The 16,905-nt window shown below is 74.2% G+C and carries 15 protein-coding genes and 2 pseudogenes; 8 read left to right on the top strand and 9 right to left on the bottom strand.

Annotated features, from left to right (window positions below; translation table 11 throughout):
- Nucleotides 1-64: 64 nt before the first annotated feature.
- Nucleotides 65-1,282 (bottom strand): MFS transporter, encoded by a 1,218-nt coding sequence (locus tag ACFRAV_RS26250; protein ID WP_382558729.1) that lies wholly within the window; start codon nt 1,280-1,282, stop codon nt 65-67.
- A gap of 56 nt (nt 1,283-1,338) precedes the next feature.
- Nucleotides 1,339-1,887: a PadR family transcriptional regulator gene (locus ACFRAV_RS26245; protein WP_382558727.1), complete on the bottom strand. Its 549-nt coding sequence runs from the start codon at nt 1,885-1,887 to the stop codon at nt 1,339-1,341.
- Nucleotides 1,888-2,011: 124 nt separating this feature from the next.
- Between ACFRAV_RS26245 and ACFRAV_RS26240 the strand changes: the two genes are divergently transcribed.
- Nucleotides 2,012-2,761: an alpha/beta fold hydrolase gene (locus tag ACFRAV_RS26240; RefSeq protein WP_382558725.1), complete on the top strand. Its 750-nt coding sequence runs from the start codon at nt 2,012-2,014 to the stop codon at nt 2,759-2,761.
- Between the two features lie 82 nt (nt 2,762-2,843).
- Here the strand turns inward: ACFRAV_RS26240 and ACFRAV_RS26235 are convergent, their stop codons facing one another.
- Nucleotides 2,844-3,749 carry an alpha/beta hydrolase gene (locus ACFRAV_RS26235; protein WP_382558723.1) on the bottom strand — a complete coding sequence of 302 codons (906 nt, stop codon included), beginning with the start codon at nt 3,747-3,749 and terminating at the stop codon, nt 2,844-2,846.
- 119 nt (nt 3,750-3,868) lie between these two features.
- On the opposite strand from ACFRAV_RS26235, the gene ACFRAV_RS26230 reads away from it, so the two are divergent.
- Nucleotides 3,869-4,558, top strand: a complete 690-nt coding sequence (locus ACFRAV_RS26230; RefSeq protein ID WP_382558721.1) for a class I SAM-dependent methyltransferase — start codon at nt 3,869-3,871, stop codon at nt 4,556-4,558.
- Nucleotides 4,559-4,613: 55 nt separating this feature from the next.
- Nucleotides 4,614-5,609, top strand: coding sequence for an NAD-dependent epimerase/dehydratase family protein (locus ACFRAV_RS26225; RefSeq protein WP_382558719.1), 996 nt, complete (start codon nt 4,614-4,616; stop codon nt 5,607-5,609).
- 227 nt (nt 5,610-5,836) lie between these two features.
- Here ACFRAV_RS26225 and ACFRAV_RS26220 read toward each other — a convergent pair.
- The 3 genes and pseudogenes from ACFRAV_RS26220 to ACFRAV_RS26210 all read right to left on the bottom strand — a co-directional run.
- A pseudogene (locus tag ACFRAV_RS26220) lies at nt 5,837-6,415 on the bottom strand (serine hydrolase domain-containing protein); the annotation flags it as partial.
- 320 nt (nt 6,416-6,735) lie between these two features.
- Nucleotides 6,736-7,653, bottom strand: a complete 918-nt coding sequence (locus ACFRAV_RS26215; RefSeq protein WP_382558717.1) for a transketolase family protein — start codon at nt 7,651-7,653, stop codon at nt 6,736-6,738.
- A gap of 58 nt (nt 7,654-7,711) precedes the next feature.
- The gene (locus tag ACFRAV_RS26210; RefSeq protein WP_382558715.1) at nt 7,712-8,419 is read right to left on the bottom strand and encodes a transketolase; all 708 of its coding nucleotides are present in this window, start codon (nt 8,417-8,419) and stop codon (nt 7,712-7,714) included.
- A gap of 72 nt (nt 8,420-8,491) precedes the next feature.
- Here ACFRAV_RS26210 and ACFRAV_RS26205 point away from each other — a divergent pair, with 72 nt between their 5' ends.
- Nucleotides 8,492-9,004: a DinB family protein gene (locus ACFRAV_RS26205; protein WP_382558713.1), complete on the top strand. Its 513-nt coding sequence runs from the start codon at nt 8,492-8,494 to the stop codon at nt 9,002-9,004.
- 37 nt (nt 9,005-9,041) lie between these two features.
- Here ACFRAV_RS26205 and ACFRAV_RS26200 read toward each other — a convergent pair.
- Nucleotides 9,042-9,967: pseudogene (locus tag ACFRAV_RS26200) on the bottom strand (ADP-ribosylglycohydrolase family protein).
- 81 nt (nt 9,968-10,048) lie between these two features.
- Here ACFRAV_RS26200 and ACFRAV_RS26195 point away from each other — a divergent pair.
- From ACFRAV_RS26195 to ACFRAV_RS26185, 3 genes are all read left to right on the top strand, one after another.
- Nucleotides 10,049-11,443, top strand: a complete 1,395-nt coding sequence (locus tag ACFRAV_RS26195) for a sensor histidine kinase (protein ID WP_382558711.1) — start codon at nt 10,049-10,051, stop codon at nt 11,441-11,443.
- Nucleotides 11,440-12,120 (top strand): response regulator transcription factor, encoded by a 681-nt coding sequence (locus ACFRAV_RS26190; RefSeq protein ID WP_351117340.1) that lies wholly within the window; start codon nt 11,440-11,442, stop codon nt 12,118-12,120. Before ACFRAV_RS26195 ends, ACFRAV_RS26190 begins: the two co-directional genes overlap by 4 nt.
- 406 nt (nt 12,121-12,526) lie before the next feature.
- A complete protein-coding gene (locus ACFRAV_RS26185; RefSeq protein WP_382558708.1) occupies nt 12,527-13,081 on the top strand; it encodes a hypothetical protein in 555 nt (184 codons plus the stop codon).
- A 159-nt stretch (nt 13,082-13,240) separates the two neighbouring features.
- On the opposite strand, the gene ACFRAV_RS26180 is transcribed toward ACFRAV_RS26185, so the two are convergent.
- Nucleotides 13,241-13,696 carry a hypothetical protein gene (locus tag ACFRAV_RS26180; protein WP_382558706.1) on the bottom strand — a complete coding sequence of 152 codons (456 nt, stop codon included), beginning with the start codon at nt 13,694-13,696 and terminating at the stop codon, nt 13,241-13,243.
- Nucleotides 13,697-14,011: 315 nt separating this feature from the next.
- Here ACFRAV_RS26180 and ACFRAV_RS26175 point away from each other — a divergent pair, with 315 nt between their 5' ends.
- Nucleotides 14,012-16,405, top strand: coding sequence for a tetratricopeptide repeat protein (locus ACFRAV_RS26175; protein ID WP_382558704.1), 2,394 nt, complete (start codon nt 14,012-14,014; stop codon nt 16,403-16,405).
- 116 nt (nt 16,406-16,521) lie between these two features.
- Here ACFRAV_RS26175 and mobC read toward each other — a convergent pair whose 3' ends face one another.
- Complete coding sequence (gene mobC, locus ACFRAV_RS26170) at nt 16,522-16,779, bottom strand: plasmid mobilization relaxosome protein MobC (protein ID WP_382558702.1); 258 nt, start codon at nt 16,777-16,779, stop codon at nt 16,522-16,524.
- Nucleotides 16,780-16,905 lie beyond the last annotated feature (126 nt).

The raw sequence follows: 16,905 nt of genomic DNA, 5'->3' as shown, positions 1-16,905 counted from the left end.
GCCCGGTCCCGGGACCGGGCGGGAGGCGCTGTCGCGCGTCCGGCGGCAGGCCGCCGCGGGGGCGTCAGGACACCTTCTGGGGCACCGTCCGCTCCAACGCGCGGACGTCCCGCAGCCCGAGGGCCGCCAGCGACGAACCGGAGACGACCGCGGCGACCACCAGAAGCCAGGCGTCGACCCCCGCCGCCGCCGCGAGCGGACCGGTCAGGGCGAGGCCGAGGGGCCTGGCCACGAAGGAGCCGACCGAGTCGAAGGCGTACACCCGGGCCAGCTTGTCCTCCGGCACCTGGCTCTGGATGCTCTGGTCCCAGTAGACGCTGAACATCTGCAGGCCGATGCCGTGGACGAACGCGCCCAGCATGACGGGCCACAACGTGTCCGACAGCGCCATGGCGAGCGGGAAGACGCCGGTCAGCGTGAGCAGCGCGACTCCGGTCGCCAGCGGTTTGCCCGGCCTGACCCGCAGGGCGAGCAGTCCGCCGGCCACGAACCCGGCCATCAGGGCCGCGAGCACGAAGCCCCAGGCGCTGCGTCCCATCCCCTCGCCCACCACGACCGGGCCCAGCACGGCCTGCGCCCCGCCGTAGAACAGGTGGTAGAGCAGGGCCTGCAGCACCAGCAGCCACAGCCAGGTGTGGCGGGTGACCTCACGGAACCCCTCGCCGAGGTCCGCGAGTGGCGACGTCGTGCGGGGCGCGCGGGCGTTGGAGGCGCGCAGGCGGCCGAAGGCCACGGCGGCCACCGTGAAGGTGGCGGCGTCGACCATGACGGCCCACCCCGGGCCCACCACCGCGACCAGCAGACCGGCGACGGCGTAGCCGAGGGTGCGGAAGAGGCTGTCCAGCAGCGAGCGGGTGGCCACCGCGTCCGCCAGGTCGGCCTCCGGGACGACCACCCGGGTCATCGCCTTGGAGGACGGCCGGCTGAGCGCCGTGACCACGCCGGCGATACCGCCGAGCAGGGCGAGCAGCCATATCGAGGCGGCGTCCAGCAGCACCACCACGGCGAGCAGCGCCATGACCACGGCGCTGGCGACGGACCCGCCCTGCATCATCAGCTTGCGTGAGAAGCGGTCGCCGAGAACCCCTCCGGCGAGCATGGTGACGATCTGGCAGATCGCGAGGACGGCTTCCACCAGGCCCAGGTCGGTGATCGAACCGCCCAGGTCGAGCACGGCGAAGGCGAGCGCCACCGGGGTGACGGCGTTGCCGAGGGCGCTGACCGAGACGCCGGTGACCAGGAGGCGGAAATCGCGGTGCCGAAGGACTTGTCTGCTTTTCACGCCGGGACGCTAGTTGGCCCGCCGACTCCTGGTCAATGAGCTATCGCGCCAACCGGTCAGCCCTCCGGCGGCTCCTCTTCCTCCGCCCCGAGCACGGCCAGGGTCTCCCGCAGCCAGGCGATCTCGGCCCGGCCGGTCGCCCTGGCCACGGTGAGGACACCGCGCCGGAACGGGTCGTCCAACTCCTCCGCCCGCAGCGGGCGGTCGCCGTCGAGGAAGAAGCTGGACGGCTCCTCGAGGAAGTCCAGCCGCCGCCGCAGGACGGCGGACTGCGCGGCCGGGTCGTCCAGGTGGCGGAGGAAGGCGAGCAGGGTGAACCAGCGGTTCTCGTCGGTGACGTCCAGTCGCTCCGGTTCGGCGAGTCGGCGGCCGAGTTCCCGGGCGCCCGCGTCGGTGAGCGTCAGCACGTGCCGAGGGGCGGCCGCGGAACCCGGTTCGGTGGTCCGGGCGAGCAGCCCCGCGTTCTCCAGGCGCTTGATGGCCGGGTAGAGGGTGCTCTCGCCGACGGGACGCACGTGCCCGATCAGGGCGGTCAGCCGCTTGCGCAGTCCGTACCCGTGCAGCGGGGCGTCGCGGAGGAAACCGAGGATGGCCAGTTCGAGCATGGAGGCATTCTTACGTACATCCGATGCGACATACCTCGACACCGATGTATGGTGCGACTCGCGGGTGGACGTTCCCACCCGTTCGGAGCCGGGGGCGGACCCCGGCGGGAAAGGAGTGGCGACGGTGCGACAGGTGGAGTTCGACGGCAGGGGCAGCCGGGTCCGCTGGACCGAGACGCCCGGAGCGGAGCCGGCCCGGGTGTACGTCCACGGGCTGGGCGCCGCCTCGGCCGTGTACCACGCGCATGTCGCCGCGCGGCCCGAGGTGGCCGGGCGGCGCAGCCTCTTCGTCGACCTGCCGGGCCACGGGATCAGCGACCGGCCGGCGGACTTCGGCTACTCCCTGGAGGACCACGCCGACGCCCTCGCGGCGGCGCTCGACGCCGCGGGCGTCGGCGGGGCGGAGGTCGTGGGGCACAGCATGGGCGGTTCGGTGGCGATCGTGCTGGCCGGCCGCAGGCCCGACCTCGTGTCCCGGCTGGTCCTCACCGAGGCGAACCTGGACCCGGACCCGCCGGTGACGGCCGGGAGCAGCCGGATCACGTCGTTCACGGAGGAGGAGTTCCTCACCGAGGGGTACGCGCGGACCCTGGAGCACGTGGGCCCCCGGTGGGCGGCCACCATGCGCCTGGCGGACCCGCGGGCCCTGCACCGGTCCGCGGCCGGTCTGGCCCGTGGCTCGCGCCCCACGATGCGCCGCGTCCTCGAAGACCTCACCGTGGACCGGGTCTACCTGCAGGGCGCGCTGAGCGGCGAACTGGAGGGCCGGGCGGACCTGGAGGCGGCGGGGGTGCGGGTGGTGACCGTGCCGGACGCCGGGCACAACGTCATGTTCGACGCGCCGGACACCTTCGCGGCCGTCGTGGCGGGGTGAGCGCGCACGGCCCCCGGCCCGTCCGTCGGACCGACCCGGCCACGGCGCGGCCGGCGGATCCCGGGGCCGGGCGCGACCCCCGTCAGGCCAGGACGCGGCGGATCGCCTCGGCGGGGACCTCGTGGCCGGCTCCCTCCACCACCTCCAGCCGGCAGCCGGCGAGACGGCCCGCGACCTCGCGCACGTCGTCCAGCAGGTCGTCCCGCGCCCCGACGACCAGGTGGGTCCGCCCGGGGAGGTGCGGGGCCTGTGGCAGTTCCGCCACGGAGATCGCCGGGGCGACCGCGACGACACGGGCCACCTCCCCCGGCTCCCGGGACAGCGCCCACTGCAGCGCGACCCGCCCGCCGGCCGAGAACCCGGCGACCGTCAGCGGGAGGCCCGCGACCTCACCGGCGTGCGCGGCCATCGCGGCGTCGACCTCCTCGAGCGCCCGCGGCGTGCGCGGCCAGGTCCGGTAGCGGGGCGAGGTGCGCCAGGAGGAGCGCACCGCCAGCACCGCGAACCCCGCCTCCAGGGCGGGCCGCCAGGCCCTCAGCGCGTCCTGTTCCGACTCCTCGGCGCCGTGCAGGGCGAGGAGCACGCCGCGCGCCGGGAGCGTGCCGGGCCGCACCAGGACGTCGTGGTCCCGGGACATCGTCAGGGCCTCGTTCCAGCGCCCGGCCGACGTCTCGCGCAGCGCGGCGAAGGCGGGCAGCCGGCGCACCTGTGTGAAGTCCTCCTCGCCGTCCAGCACCGCCGGGTCCCACCAGCCGCCCTCCGCGAGGGCCTCCCGCAGCGTGTCCAGCGCCTCGCCGGGACGCCCCGCGGCGCCCTGAAGGCAGGCGAGCAGGTAGGCCAGCTCGGCCCGCCAGGGCAGCGTCGAGGGCGGCGCGGCGACAAGGAGGCGGATGCCGTCCTGCAGGCGACCTTCCTCGTAGGCGCGGAACACCTCGTCGTTGAGGCGGCGGTAGGCGGTCAGGGCGGCGGGGGGTTCTTCGACGATCATGGCGCGCACCGTAGGGCCGGCCCGGGGCCGGAGCAAGCGAATACCGGCGGCCCGGACCGTGCCGCGGCCCGGCGACGGGCCCGGCGCGGGCGCGTGACGTCGTCTCGCACAATGGGCGCATGACAACGCCTCGCACGGTCTCCACGGCCGAACTGGAGCAGTCGTGGGTGGTCGCCAACACCACCATGAACCGCGGGCGCGGCCTGTCCGGGGTGAACAGCTACGCCCGCGAGCTCGGCAGGGATCCGCTGGACGCGCTCGCCGGGCGCACCGCGCCCTGCTGGCTGGACCTGTGCAGCGGGGAGGGCAGGGCGCTGTGCGAGGCCGCGGCGGTCCTGCCCGCGGACGCGGTGCTCACCGGCGTCGACCTGGTGGGGCCGATGTTCCCGGCGCCGCTGCCCGCCACGGTGGAGCTGGTGACCGCCTCGGTCTCCGCCTGGGCGCCGGACCGCGCCCAGCACCTGGTCACCTGCGTGCACGGCCTGCACTACGTGGGCGACCCGTTGGGGCTGCTGGCCCGGGCCGCGACCTGGCTGACCCCGGACGGCCTTCTGCTGGCCCACTTCGACCCGGGGCTGATCCGCTGGGCGGACGGCTCGCCGGCCGGACCGGCCGCGCTGGCGGCCCTGCGCGCCGCCGGGTTCCGCCACTCCCGGTCGCGGTCGCTGCTGGTCCTCGAGGGCGGCCGGCGCCCGGTGCTGCCGTTCCGTCACCTCGGCGCCGACCCGGACGCGGGGCCGGGACGCACCGGCCAGCCCGCGGTGGCCGCCCACTACGCGCCGGCGCCGGGCGGCGCGGCCGGCGGATGATCTGCCCTGGGCAGATTCGCTGGGCAGCGGGCCCGTGGCCTGCTTTGCTCCGGTCATGGAGATTCTGGTTCTGGGCGGTACCGCATGGCTGGGCCGCGAGATCGCACGGCAGGCGCTGGAGCGCGGGCACCGGGTGACCTGTCTGGCGCGTGGGGAGAGCGGCGGCATCGCGGAGGGGGCGCGCCTGGTCGTGGGCGACCGGCGCAAGGCGTCCGCGTACGAGGCGCTGCCCGCGCAGGAGTGGGACGCGGTGTTCGACGTCTCGTGGCAACCGGGCTTCGTGCGGGGTGCGTTGGCGGCGCTGGGGGAACGTGCCCGTCACTGGTCGTACGTCTCCTCGGGCAACGTGTACGCCTCGCACGCGACCTTGGGCGCGGACGAGTCGGCGGAGCTGCTCGCCCCCACCGACAGGGACGAGGCCGACCGGGAGGTGTACGGCGAGGCGAAGGTGGCCTGCGAGGCCGCGTGCCGGGAAGCGGTCGGCGACCGGCTGCTGGTGGCGCGGGCCGGGCTGATCGGCGGTCCCGGCGACGCCAGCGACCGGGCCGGCTACTGGGTGGCGCGGGCCGCACGGGCCTCGGAGGAGCCGATGCTGGTGCCCGCCCTCCCTGACGCCCCGGTGCAGGTGGTGGACGTACGGGACCTGGCCCTGTGGCTGGTGGAGGCCGCGGAGAAGGGCGTGACGGGGGTGTACGACACGGTGGGCCCGCGGATCTCCTTCGCCGAGTGGATCGAGGCGGCGCGCGCCGCGGGGGGCCACACGGGTCCGCTGGTGGGCGCGCCCTCCGACTGGCTGCTGGAGCAGGGCGTGGCCCAGTGGGCGGGCGAGGAGTCGCTGCCGCTGTGGCTGGTCGAGGAGGGTTCGGACGGCTGGCTGGCACGGGCCGGTACGGCGGCCCGGGCGGCCGGGCTGCGGCACCGCCCGTACGAGGAGATGCTCGCCGACACCCTCGTCACGGAACGGGAGTCGGGCCTGGACCGGCCCCGGAGGGCGGGGCTGAGCCAGGCCCGCGAGCGGGAGCTGCTGGCGGCGCTGGAGGGCAGGAGCTGAGGGTTCAGCCCGCCGGCACCGCCGCCGAGACCTCCGCCAGCAGGACGGCCGGGTCCGCGCCCCAGTGGGAGGCGAGCACGAGGTCGCGGGCGGGGTCGACCCAGAGCAGGTGGGTGCCCCCGTTGCCGCGGGCGCACCGGCCGGTGGCGGGGGCGGACGGCCATACGGTGCGGTGGTCGTTGAAGCCACCAGGACAGGCCGTAGTCGGGCTTGACGGCGCCGGGTGTCCACAGTTCGTCGATCCAGCGGGACGACAGCACCCGGCGCCCGCCCCACCGGCCGCCGTCGAGGCAGAGCTGCCCGAGGCGGGCGAGGTCGCGGGCGTTGATCCACAGGCCGCCGCCCCAGTGGGCGCCGCCGGACACGACGGGCAGGACCGCGTCGGCCAGGGGCAGGCGGGCGTTGCGGTAGCCGTGCCAGGACCAGCTGTCCGAGGCGCCGGCCGGCGTCATGACGCGTTCGCGCAGCACCTCGTCCAGCGGGCGGCGGTACAGCGCGGTGAGGGCGAGGGCGGCCAGGTTGACCCGGACGTCGTTGTAGGCCCAGCCCTTGCCCGGCGGCCCGCCGACGAGACCGGCGCCGTGGGTGCTCTGGGCGTCGACGCGGGTCGGTTTGCCCCAGAGTTCGCCCTCCCACTGGCTGGTCTGGTCGAGCAGGTGCCGCCAGGTGATGTCCCGGGCGTGCCCCTCGGCGAACTGCGGGAGCGTCAGTACCCGGGACACCGGCTCGTCCAGGTCGAGCAGCCCGTCGTCGAAGGCCGGTCCCGCGGCCAGCGACAGCACGCTCTTGGTGGCGCTGAACGCCATCTCGACGCGGTCCGGATCGCCCCAGGAGGCGAGGACGGCGCCCCGGCGCACGACGAGACCGCTGGGGCCGCCGCCGTCGAGGAGGGGCCCGAGCACCTCGCGGTGGGAGGTGTCCGCCACCTGCGCCTCGAGGTAGGAGGCCATGTCCTCGACACCGGCGACGGGCCGTGCCGACTGCCGGCGCACCGCACGCCGCAGCGCCTCGGCGTCCACCCCTTCCCAGGCCTCGCCGTCCGCCTCGGCCGGCCATGTCGGCGCCTGCTCCCCCACCGTGCTCCCCACCCGTCGATCGTCTCCCGGTCGCTCACGCTGATCGATCATCATGATCGACGCTTGCGCCCCGCGTCCAGGAACCGGACGATCCGCCCCCGCAGTCCGGCCGGGTCCAGGCCGTGGGCGGCGAGGTGTTCGGGCATGGTGCCGTAGCGGCGCAGCTCCCGGCGGCCGACACCGAGGCCGAGGACGCGGTGCGGGACGTCGGCGAGGGCGTCGGCCGCGGCCGGGGTGGAGGTGCCGGCCAGGTACGGTTCGACCAGGACGACGTCGGTCCCGGCCGCCTCGGTGGCCTCCCGCAGGGTCCGGGCGTCGAAGGGCCGCACGGTGGTCGCGTACAGGACGGTGAGGTCCAGGCCCTCGGTGGCCTCGAGCACGGGGGTGAGCATGGGTCCGACGGCGACCACCACGCCCGCTCCGCCGCGGCGCACGGTCAGCGGGCGCGAGCCGTCCACGGGGTGGGCGTCGTCGTTGGTCTGGGCGGAGAGGCGGACGTAGACCTTGTCGTCGCCGGCTCCGACTGCCTGCCGCAGCAGGGTCTCGGCCTCGTCGGGGTGCCCGGGCACGTGCACGGTCCAGCCGTCGAGGGTGTCGAGCAGCGCCACGTCGCCGGGCGACATGTGGGTGAAGCCGCCGGCCGGCCAGTCGTAGGAGCCGAGGGCGCTCACCAGGACCGCGCCGGCGTCCTGGTGGCCGAGGTCCAGCTTCACCTGCTCGAAGGGCCGCTCCACCAGGAAGCTGCCGAAGGTGTGCAGGACGGGCCGCATGCCCGTCAGGGCCAGGCCCGCCCCGGCCCCGATCAGCAGTTGTTCGCGGATGCCGACGTTGATCACCCGGTCGGGGTGGCGGCGGGTCGCGTCGGTGAAGCCGTCCCGGCCGATCTCGGCGAGCACCACGGCGACCCGGGGGTCCTCGTCGAGCAGTCGGGTCATGACGGGGGCGAAGCGGTCGCGCATGGTGTCCATCAGGGGTTCTCCCGTTCCCGTTGCGTTCGAGTTCCGTGCGTCGGACGTTCTTCGCCCGTCAGACGTTCTTGGACCGCACCCGCGCCACGACGGCGTGCGGGCGGCCGGCGTGCGGCCGGGTGAAGGCCTCGTACAGTGCCTCGTGGTCATGGCCGTCCGCGGTGACGACGGACCACCCGGCCGCCTCGAAGCGGGCGGCGATGCCGTCGGGCCGGGCGTGACTGGCCGAGGAGTTGTCCACGACGACGGCGTGCAGCCTCTCCAGTCCCGCCGGGCCGGCGAAGGCGAGGGCCTCGTGGTTGCTGCCTTCGTCCAGTTCGGCGTCGCCGGTCAGCACCCACACCGCCGGATCGGTGAGCCCCTGGGCGCGCAGGCCCAGGGCCTCGCCCACCGCGACGGGCAGGCCGTGGCCGAGCGATCCGCTGCCGATCTCCACGCCGGGCAGCAGGGTGCGGTCCGGGTGATGGCCGAGCGGGGAGTCGTAGGAACCGAAGCCGGGCAGCCACTCGACGGGGAGGAAGCCCTTGGCGGCGAGGACGGCGTAGTAGGCCATCGGACCGTGCCCCTTGGAGAGCAGGAACCGGTCCCGCTCCGGGTCCCGCGCCCGCTGGGGCGACACCCGCAGGACGCCGTCGTACAGCACCCACAGGACGTCGAGGGTGGAGGTGGCGGCGGGGCCGTGCTTCTCGTCCCCGGTCATCAGGGCCATCAGCCGGGGCAGGTCGTCGTAGGTGTGGGCGTTCTCGTGCGCGGTGGTCGCGGTCATGCGGAAAGCGTGCGACCTCGAGCGAGGTTGAGGTCAAGCGCGGGACGCGGACGGGTGCCGTAGCGTGTCGGCATGGCCCTCCCCGACACCGAGCCGCGGCTCGACACCCCCGACCCGTCCGCGCAGTTCGTGGCGTACCTGGACTACTACCGCGCCGTGGTGGAGCGGAAGGTCTCCGGCCTCTCCGACGAGCAGCTGCGGACCTCGCGGCTGGCCTCCGGCTGGACGCCGCTCGAGCTGTTGTGCCACCTGGTCCACATGGAGCGGCGGTGGTTCGTCTGGGGGTTCCTGGCGGAGCCCGTCGAGGAGCCGTGGGGCGACCGGGGGGACGACGGGCGCTGGTCGGTGCCGGAGGGTGTCACGGCCGGGGACCTGGTCGCCCGGCTGCACGCGGGCGGGGAGCGCACCCGTCAGGTGCTGGCCTCCCGGCCGCTCGACGCCCGGGCCGCGACCGGCGGCCGGTTCACCGCCGGGCCCGCTCCCACCCTGTCCTGGATCGCCTTCCACGTGTTGCAGGAGTACGCCCGGCACGCCGGTCATCTGGACGTGGTCCGGGAACTGACCGACGGGGCCACCGGGGAGTGACACCGCGGCCCCCGGCCCCGGCCGCACGGGCCTGCCCTCAGCCGGCCAACTCCTCTGCGAGGGCGGCCAGTTCTGCTGCCCGGAGGACCCGTCCCGGCCATCCCGGCAGCGGCACGTGCAGCGGCGCCGTCCACCGGTCCGGGACGGAGGCGGCTCCGTGGCGCGCTCCGGCGAGGGTGCCGGTGACCGCGGCGACGGTGTCCGTGTCGCCGCCGAGGTCGACGGCGGCGCGCACCGCCTGTTCGTAGCCGCTCGTGGTGCGCAGCGCCCACACGGCGGAGCCGAGGCACGGCCAGACGGCTCCGTTGAACTCGGTGGCCAGGTCGGGGTGCCAGTCCGGGGCCAGGACCGTGGCGTACCGCTCCCGGTGGGGGCGGGGACCTCGGCCAGGACGTCGTCGATCGCGTCGAGCGGGTCGCCGCCGTCGACGGCGACCCGCACCAGCTCGTGGAGGATCGCGGTGCCCTCCCAGGCGGCGCGGTCGCCGTGGGTGAGGGCGGCGAGCCGGCGTCCGGCGTCCATGGTGGCCCGCCGCCCCCGGCGGGCGAAGGCGACGGCGGGCACGGAGGCCCGCATCAGGCAACCGTTGCCCGCGGCGCGGAGGTTGACCTGGAAGTGGAGGGCGGCGGCCTGGTCCCAGGGCAGGCCGTTGGTGAGGACGTCCTCGGTCTGCAGCCCGATGTCCTTGGGCTCGCCGCGGGCCCAGCGTTGGAAGCGGGCGAAGACGTCGGGCAGGTCGAGACCCGCGCGTTCGAGGAGCGATTCGCCGATCAGGACGGCCATCTGCGTGTCGTCGGTGGCCTCCCCCGGGTCCCAGCCGCCTCCGCCGCACATCTCGCCGCCGGCTCCCGGTTCGGGGAAGCGGGCGCTGAACGCACCCGGCGGTCCGAACTCGAAGGGCGCGCCCAGCGCGTCGCCGACCGCCGCCCCCAGCACGGCCCCCACGGCACGTTCCTTGTCCATGTCCGGCAGCGTATGCCGGGGAAGTGCGTCCGACGGGGCAGGGGTGACACCCCCCGGGTGTCCGCATACCCTGATCACCTCATGGAATCCGGTCCGCTCCAGCCCCAACCTCCCACCCGCGGAGCCTGGTTGGCGGCGCTGCGCGAGGAGCTGCGGGAGACCGGGCAGGCGCTCGCGGTGCCGTCCGACCTCCGCAGGCCCCCGCTCGCCGGGGCGCGCACGTGGTGGGTCCGCCTCCTGCCGTACGTTCTCGTGCTCGGCTTCGTCGCCTCCCTGCTGCCGGTCACGGTCACCGTCCTCGTCCAGGACTACGACGTGAACGGGGCGACGGCCGGCGCGCTCGCCACCGCGCAGACCGCCCCTCTCCTCCTCGCCCTGACCCGCCCGCTGCCGGCCTGGTGGGTGATCTTCACGGCGGACGTCCTGGGCGGCCTGGTGCTGATGGCCGGGTCGGGCGCCGACGGCCGCAGCTGGCCGTGGACCCCCATGATCGTGGTGGGCCATGTGCCGCTGATGGCGCTGCTGGGGCTTCGCGAGTCGCGCCGCACCCTGATCGCGGTCTGGCTCGCCACCGGCGCGGCGGGGCTCTTCTTCGAAACCGTCGGCGAACGCCGGGCCGACGGCATCCATCTGCTGCTCTTCGTGCTCGGCGGCATCACCCTGGCCCTGACCTACGCCCTGCGTTCGCGCGGCGAGGCTCGGCGACGGCTCGCCGAGCAGGAGACCATCAACGAGGCCGAACGCGCCCGACGCACTCTCCTCGAGGAACGGGCGCGTATCGCACGGGAGTTGCACGACGTCGTGGCCCACCACATGTCGGTGATCACGGTGCAGGCGGACTCGGCGCCCTACCGCATCCAGGACCTGCCACCGGAGGCCCAGGAGGAGTTCGCCGGCATCGCCGCGGGCGCGCGCGAGGCGCTCCACGAGATGCGGAGGCTGCTCGTCGTCCTGCGCAACGAGGACGCCGGAGGCGAACGGGCTCCGCAGCCCGGGATCGACCGGCTGCAGCAACTGGTGGAGGCGACCGTGCGGGCCGGGGTGCCCGCCGAACTGTCCCTCGCCGCCGACCTGGGCGACATGGACCAGGCCGTGGACCTGTCCGCCTACCGCATCGTGCAGGAGGCCCTCGCCAACGTGGTGCGGCACGCCCCCGGGGCGCCGACCGAGGTGTCGGTGAGTTCGGACGGAACCGACCTGACCGCGCTGGTCGTCAACGGCCCCGCGCCGCAGCCGATCGCCGCCCCGCTGGAGCGCGACGGCACGGGGCACGGTCTGGTCGGGATGCGCGAACGCGTACGGCTGACCGGCGGCACGCTCGACGTGGGGCCGCTGCCGGACGGCGGCTTCCGCGTGGCAGCGCGCCTCCCCCTGCGCGCCGGTGACGCCGAACACGCGGGGCACGCCGAACAGGCGGAGCACGCCGACGACACCGACGAGGCCCACGACGCCGTCCTTCCGAAGGGAACACCGTGACCATCCGCGTGATCATCGTCGACGACCAGGCCATGGTCCGGGCCGGCTTCGCCGCGCTGCTCGCCGCGCAGGCGGACATCGACGTGGTGGGCGAGGCGCCGGACGGCAGGCAGGGCGTCGAGGTCAGCCGCTCCGTCCTGCCCGACGTGGTGCTCATGGACGTGCGGATGCCGGAGATGGACGGGCTGGCGGCGGCCCGCGCGCTGCTGGATCCGCCGCCGGGTGTGGTGCACCGGCCGAGGGTGCTGATGCTGACCACGTTCGACGTGGACGACTACGTGTACGAGGCGCTGCGGGCCGGCGCCTCGGGCTTCCTGCTCAAGGACGCGCCGCCCGCGGACCTGATCGCGGCGGTGCGGGTGGTGGCCTCCGGCGACGCGCTGCTCGCGCCGTCGGTCACGCGCCGTCTCATCGCGGACTTCGCCAAGCAGCGCCCCGTCCCCCGCCAGAACCCCGCGCTGCGCCTCAACGCGCTCACGCCCCGCGAGACCGAGGTCCTGGAGCTGATCGCCCGCGGGCTCTCCAACCAGGAGATCGCCGGACGGCTCGTGCTCGCCGAGCAGACGGTGAAGACGCATGTCGGGCGCGTGCTCGCCAAGTTGCACCTGCGCGACCGGGCGCAGGCGGTGATCTTCGCCTACGAGTCCGGCCTCGTCGCGCCGGGCGACGCCGGCTGATCCCGCGGCGAGCGGTTGTCCTGAGTTCTGTCATCTTGATCGGCAGGCAAGACCGGGGAAGATACGTGTCAGCGGAGGGTTCGAGTGCGGGCTTCGTTCTCGCCAACGGCCAGCACGACGGGTACGCGAACGAGGACACCGTGCCGCTCGATGAAGCGTTCAGGATCCTCAGCCACCTCTTGAACGAGGGCTCCTGGCCTCCCCGTCGGCACCACCCTGGCCACCCGGCACCTGTTGCTGCCGACCACCGGTGAGGTCGAGTCACCGCCGGACGTGAGCCGCAAGATGCCGCGACGCTTTCCGGGAGGCCACTCTCGCGTTCCCCCCTCGACGGCCCGTGACCCCTCGCAACTAGTGTGCGGACAAGCATTGTTCAAGCAGCGTTGCGCCAGGCGAGAGGTACGCGGTGAGCGGGAAGTCCGAGGTGTTCGCGTTCGCGTCGATTCCGGAACTGAGGCTCCTCAAGGAGTTCGAGGAAGGGCTCGGGCGGCGTGTGTACTACGCGTCCGGCTTCGAGGCCGCCGAGGCATCGGCGGCCGATGAACTCTGCACCTGGTCCGAGGACCCGGAGTTCCTCGACCGCTTCCTCCCCTTCGGCATGGCCAACGGCTCCGGGTCGGGCTACGCGCTGTGGCGGTGCGACGGCCGGGAGGACCTGGGTTCGCTGCCGGTCGTCCTGGTCGGCGACGAGGGCGACCTGTACGTCGTCGCCCGAAACCTGCGGGAGCTGTTCCAGCTGCTCGCCCTCGACCGGGAGCCGTACGGCGAGTACGGGTTTCTGGCCCCCGGCGACGCCGATGAGGAGCACAGACAGGCCCATCAGGAGTTCGTCACCTGGCTCAACGAGACCTTCGGACTCGGACCGGTGGCGGACGTGGACGCGCAGTGGGCCGCACGGAAGGAACACGACGACCGGTTCCAAGCGTGGGCGAGCCGGTTCGTCGAAATCCACGACGGCTGAGCCACCGGGGCCACGTCCTCACCCCGCTGCTGGGCCCCCGCGTTCGCGGCTGCCCTCCCCTTCGGCATCTACCTGGCCGGCACCGCAGGTCGGCGGGGGCGGTGACCACCGAGGACCGGAGCCCCGTGGCAGTGGGAGTCGGCCTTGGCCTGGCACGCGTCAGAGCTGGAGTTCCGCGAGTACCGGGTTGTCCGCGAACCTGGGGTGATCTCCGGTGACCTTGGCCAGTACGGTGTCACGCAACCCACGCCAGGCATCTCTGAGATCACTGATGCCGCAGACCGCCTCGGCCATGGTGTAGGTACAGGAGACTCTGACGTTCTCGCCGTCCGGAAGGAGTCTGATCAACTCAGCGTTCTCGGTGAAGCCGATCGTGGTGCGCTCGCCCCGCTCCACATGTTCGAGCGCCCCCTTCATGGACCACAGGAAGTCGAAAGCGGGTGTCCATGACCATGGCGGGCTCAACTCGACCTCTCCGATGGTGAACGTGAGATCGGACAAGAAGTAGTACCAGCGCAGGTCGGTGCGCTTGACGGTTACGAGGTCCGCACCGTGGAGATGCTCGCGACCGTGCTGCACGTAGGCGCCGGTCTGCTGATACGCCATCCGGATCACCAAAAACTCCTCATGCGGATCTTCGCGGTGGCTTGGAGTCCGGGTCCTGGAGCGCGCGAGCGCCACACCGCTGACCAACCGGGCCGGCGGAGGAGGCGATCTCAGGGCGGCTGCCGCGCTCGGAACTGCCGGGGACACCGTACGCCCCCGGGGACGACGACGGGGAGCGGCTGTGCGATGTTGTCCCCCGAGTCGACATGACCCGTACCGTGCGGGGGACCAGGGGGACGACGCGTGGCAGGCAGATCCGGTCGCAAGAACCTTCGGGACGATGGGACGGACGGCGCCCCGCGCCCCCGTGTCGAGGGACCCGTCGTGATCGGGAGGTTCCCCGCACTCGCGCCCGCCCTGGTGACCCGCGGCGCGGCCTGGAAGGAGATCGACCACTGCCTGGTCGTCACCGGGCCCGGCGGGGTGGGCAAGACGCAGCTCGCGGCGTCGCTGGCAGCCAGGTTCTGGGACGACGGCCTGGACCTGCTGGTGTGGGCCGACGCCTCGGCGTCCCCCCTGCAAATCGTCGAGACCTACGCCGAGGCCGCCGTCCGCCTCGCCATCCCCGGCGCTCCCCTCCACAACCCCCGCGTGGCCGCGGAGGTCTTCCTCAAGTGGCTGGCGGTGACCGGCCGCCGCTGGCTGGTCGTCCTGGACGGTGCGGGCGGCCTGGACGACATCGCGCCCTGGCTCCCGCAGGGCGGCCCACCCGGCATCCGGGTCGTGGTGACCACCCGGGACGACGGCCCGACCGAGGCCGCCGACGGCCGGCGGGTGGTGCGGCTCGAGCCCTTCTCCCCGGGCGAGGCCATGGCCTACCTGCACGAACGGCTCATCGAGGAGGGGCGCGGCGACCTGTACGAGAAGGGCACGGCCGCCGTGCTCGTGGAGCGCCTGCACCGCTTCCCGGCCGCCCTCGCGCTCGCCGCCGCCTACATCGGGCAGCAGGGGTGCACCGTCGAGGACTACCTCGAGCGCCTGCGCGGCGTGGACACCTCCCACCTCGCGCTGCGCGACCCCGGCGAGCGGGCCGTCGCCGCCGCCACCCTCCTGGCCCTCCGGGCGGTCGAGGAGGCCGACCGGACGCGGTTCGCCCTGGCCCTCGTACGCCTCGCCGCCCACCTCGATCCCCAGGGCCACCCACTGGGGCTGTGGCGGACCGAGGCCGTCCGCAGCCACCTGTACGCCCTGCTGGGCCGGGGCGGAAGGAACTTGCTGCGCGTGTCCCGCTCCCGGCAGGACCGGCGGTTCCGGGAGTCCGCCGACCTCCTGCGGGCCTACGGCCTCATCGCCCTCGACCCCGACGAGGCGGAGGAACCACGGGCGGTGCGGACGTGCGGCCCGGTGAACGCCGTCGTCCGGGCGGACATCCCCCGTCAGGAGGCCCCGGACCTAGCCCGCTTGGCCGCGGACACGCTGACCCAGTGGTTCGCGGTGCTCGGCCTGCTCGAGACCGACCTCTTCCTCCGCTCGGCGCTGCGGGCCAACGCGCGGGTCCTCGACGGCCTCGGCGGCGACGCCCTGTGGACCCCCGAGCCGCATCCACTGCTCGCCCTGCACGGCGAGAGCCTGTTCGAGGACTGCTTCTTCGAGGAGTCCGTCGCCCACGCCGAGGAACACCTGCGGCGGGTGACGTCGGCGCTGGGACCCCGGCACCCCGCCACCCTCGACGCCCGCGCCGACCTGGCGGCGGCCTACGAGTGCGACGGCCGTGAGCAGGACGCGCTCGACGTCCTGGCCGAGCTGCTCGCCGACCGGGAACGCACGCACGGCGCCGACGCCCCGGAAACGGTGGAGACCCGTGTCCGGCTGGGACACGCCCACTGCTGCACGGAGCGCGGAGCCGAGGCCGTCCGCCACCTGCGGGACGCGGTCGAGCAGCTGACCACGCTGTTCGGCGCGGACGACGAGCACACGCGGAGGGCCCGCCACAGCCTCGCCGTGGCACAGGCGTCCACCGGCCGCCCACGCGAGGCGATCCAGGTCTGCTCGGAACTCCTCGGCCGGCGACCGCGCGCCCAGGACGTCGAGGACTCCGCCGTTTTCAACCTGCGGCATGATCTCGTCCTGCTCCACACCGAGGCGGGGCTCGCCGGGCAGGGCGTGCGGCTCGGTGAGGCGACCCTCGCGGAGTGCCTGGGCGTGCTGGGCCCGGACGCCCCCGGCACGCTCCTGATGCTGCTCGTGACCGCTACGGCGCACCGGGAGGCCGGCAACGCCCGCCAGGCCCTCCGCCACGCCGAACGAGCCGTGAACGGCCTGGAGCGGCTCTTCGGCCCCGACGGGCGGCGGACCATGGAGGCGCGCGGCGAGCTTGCCCACGCGCTCCACGCGACCGGGCGGATCCAGGAAGCCTTGGACCTGAGGGAGTACGTTCTCGACCGCCTCGAAGTCGTCGAAGGGCCCCGCCATATACGGGTCTTCACGGCCTGTTACGAACTGGCCCTCTCCTACGCCGCGGCCGGACGCCACGAGGAGGCCCTGCGGCTGCTCGAGCGGGCCGTCGCCGGCCGGACGGAGACCCTCGGCCCGGACGACCCGGAGACGCTCCGCCACCGGCACGAGACGGCGGTCGTGCTCCAGGCGCTGGGCCGCACGGACGAGGCCGGCCTGCTCGCCACCCGCGTGCTCGCCGACCAGGAGCGCCTCCTGGAACCCGGCCACCACGACACCGGGCGGACGCGCAAGCTGCTGGAGCGTTTGCGTACCGGCGGGTGAGGGACACCGACCGGGACCGCCGGCCGGGTGAAACGCCCGGCCGGCAGCCGCCGTGGACGTCGCTGCGCAGGCCCCCAGGCCATAGGTGCGCGAGCCTCGCCCGGCCGCCTTGGCAATCATCGGTGGACTCGGCTTCGGGCGATGTCCGCGCCTGCCTCCATGAGGGTCGGCGCCGCCTCGACCACACGTTGCACAAGCGCAGCGAGCTGCTGCCGTGGCACCTCCTGCCCAGCATTCACTGCCCGCGCGATCTGGGTGAGGTTGTTGCCGATGCGGTTGAGAGCGGTGTCCGCGTCCTGGAAACGCCGCAACTGCTCTGTGTCCGATGCCGGCAGCGGCGCGATGTCGTTGCCGGCGGCGGGCGAGGACTCCACGCACCACCCCCTACCCCGGTAGCACCCGCGCCTCGCAGGCCGGACCGGGGTAGCACCCGTGATGTGGCTCCCCGGCGTGACGCCCGACGGCAGGGCGTCTCCCTACCTTCCCTCCGTCGACGCGAC

Source organism: Streptomyces sp. NPDC056600 (genome assembly GCF_042792855.1).
Lineage (GTDB): Bacteria > Actinomycetota > Actinomycetes > Streptomycetales > Streptomycetaceae > Streptomyces.
The sequence above is the reverse complement of the archived record's forward strand: the minus strand, read 5'-3'. Positions and strand labels throughout refer to the sequence as shown.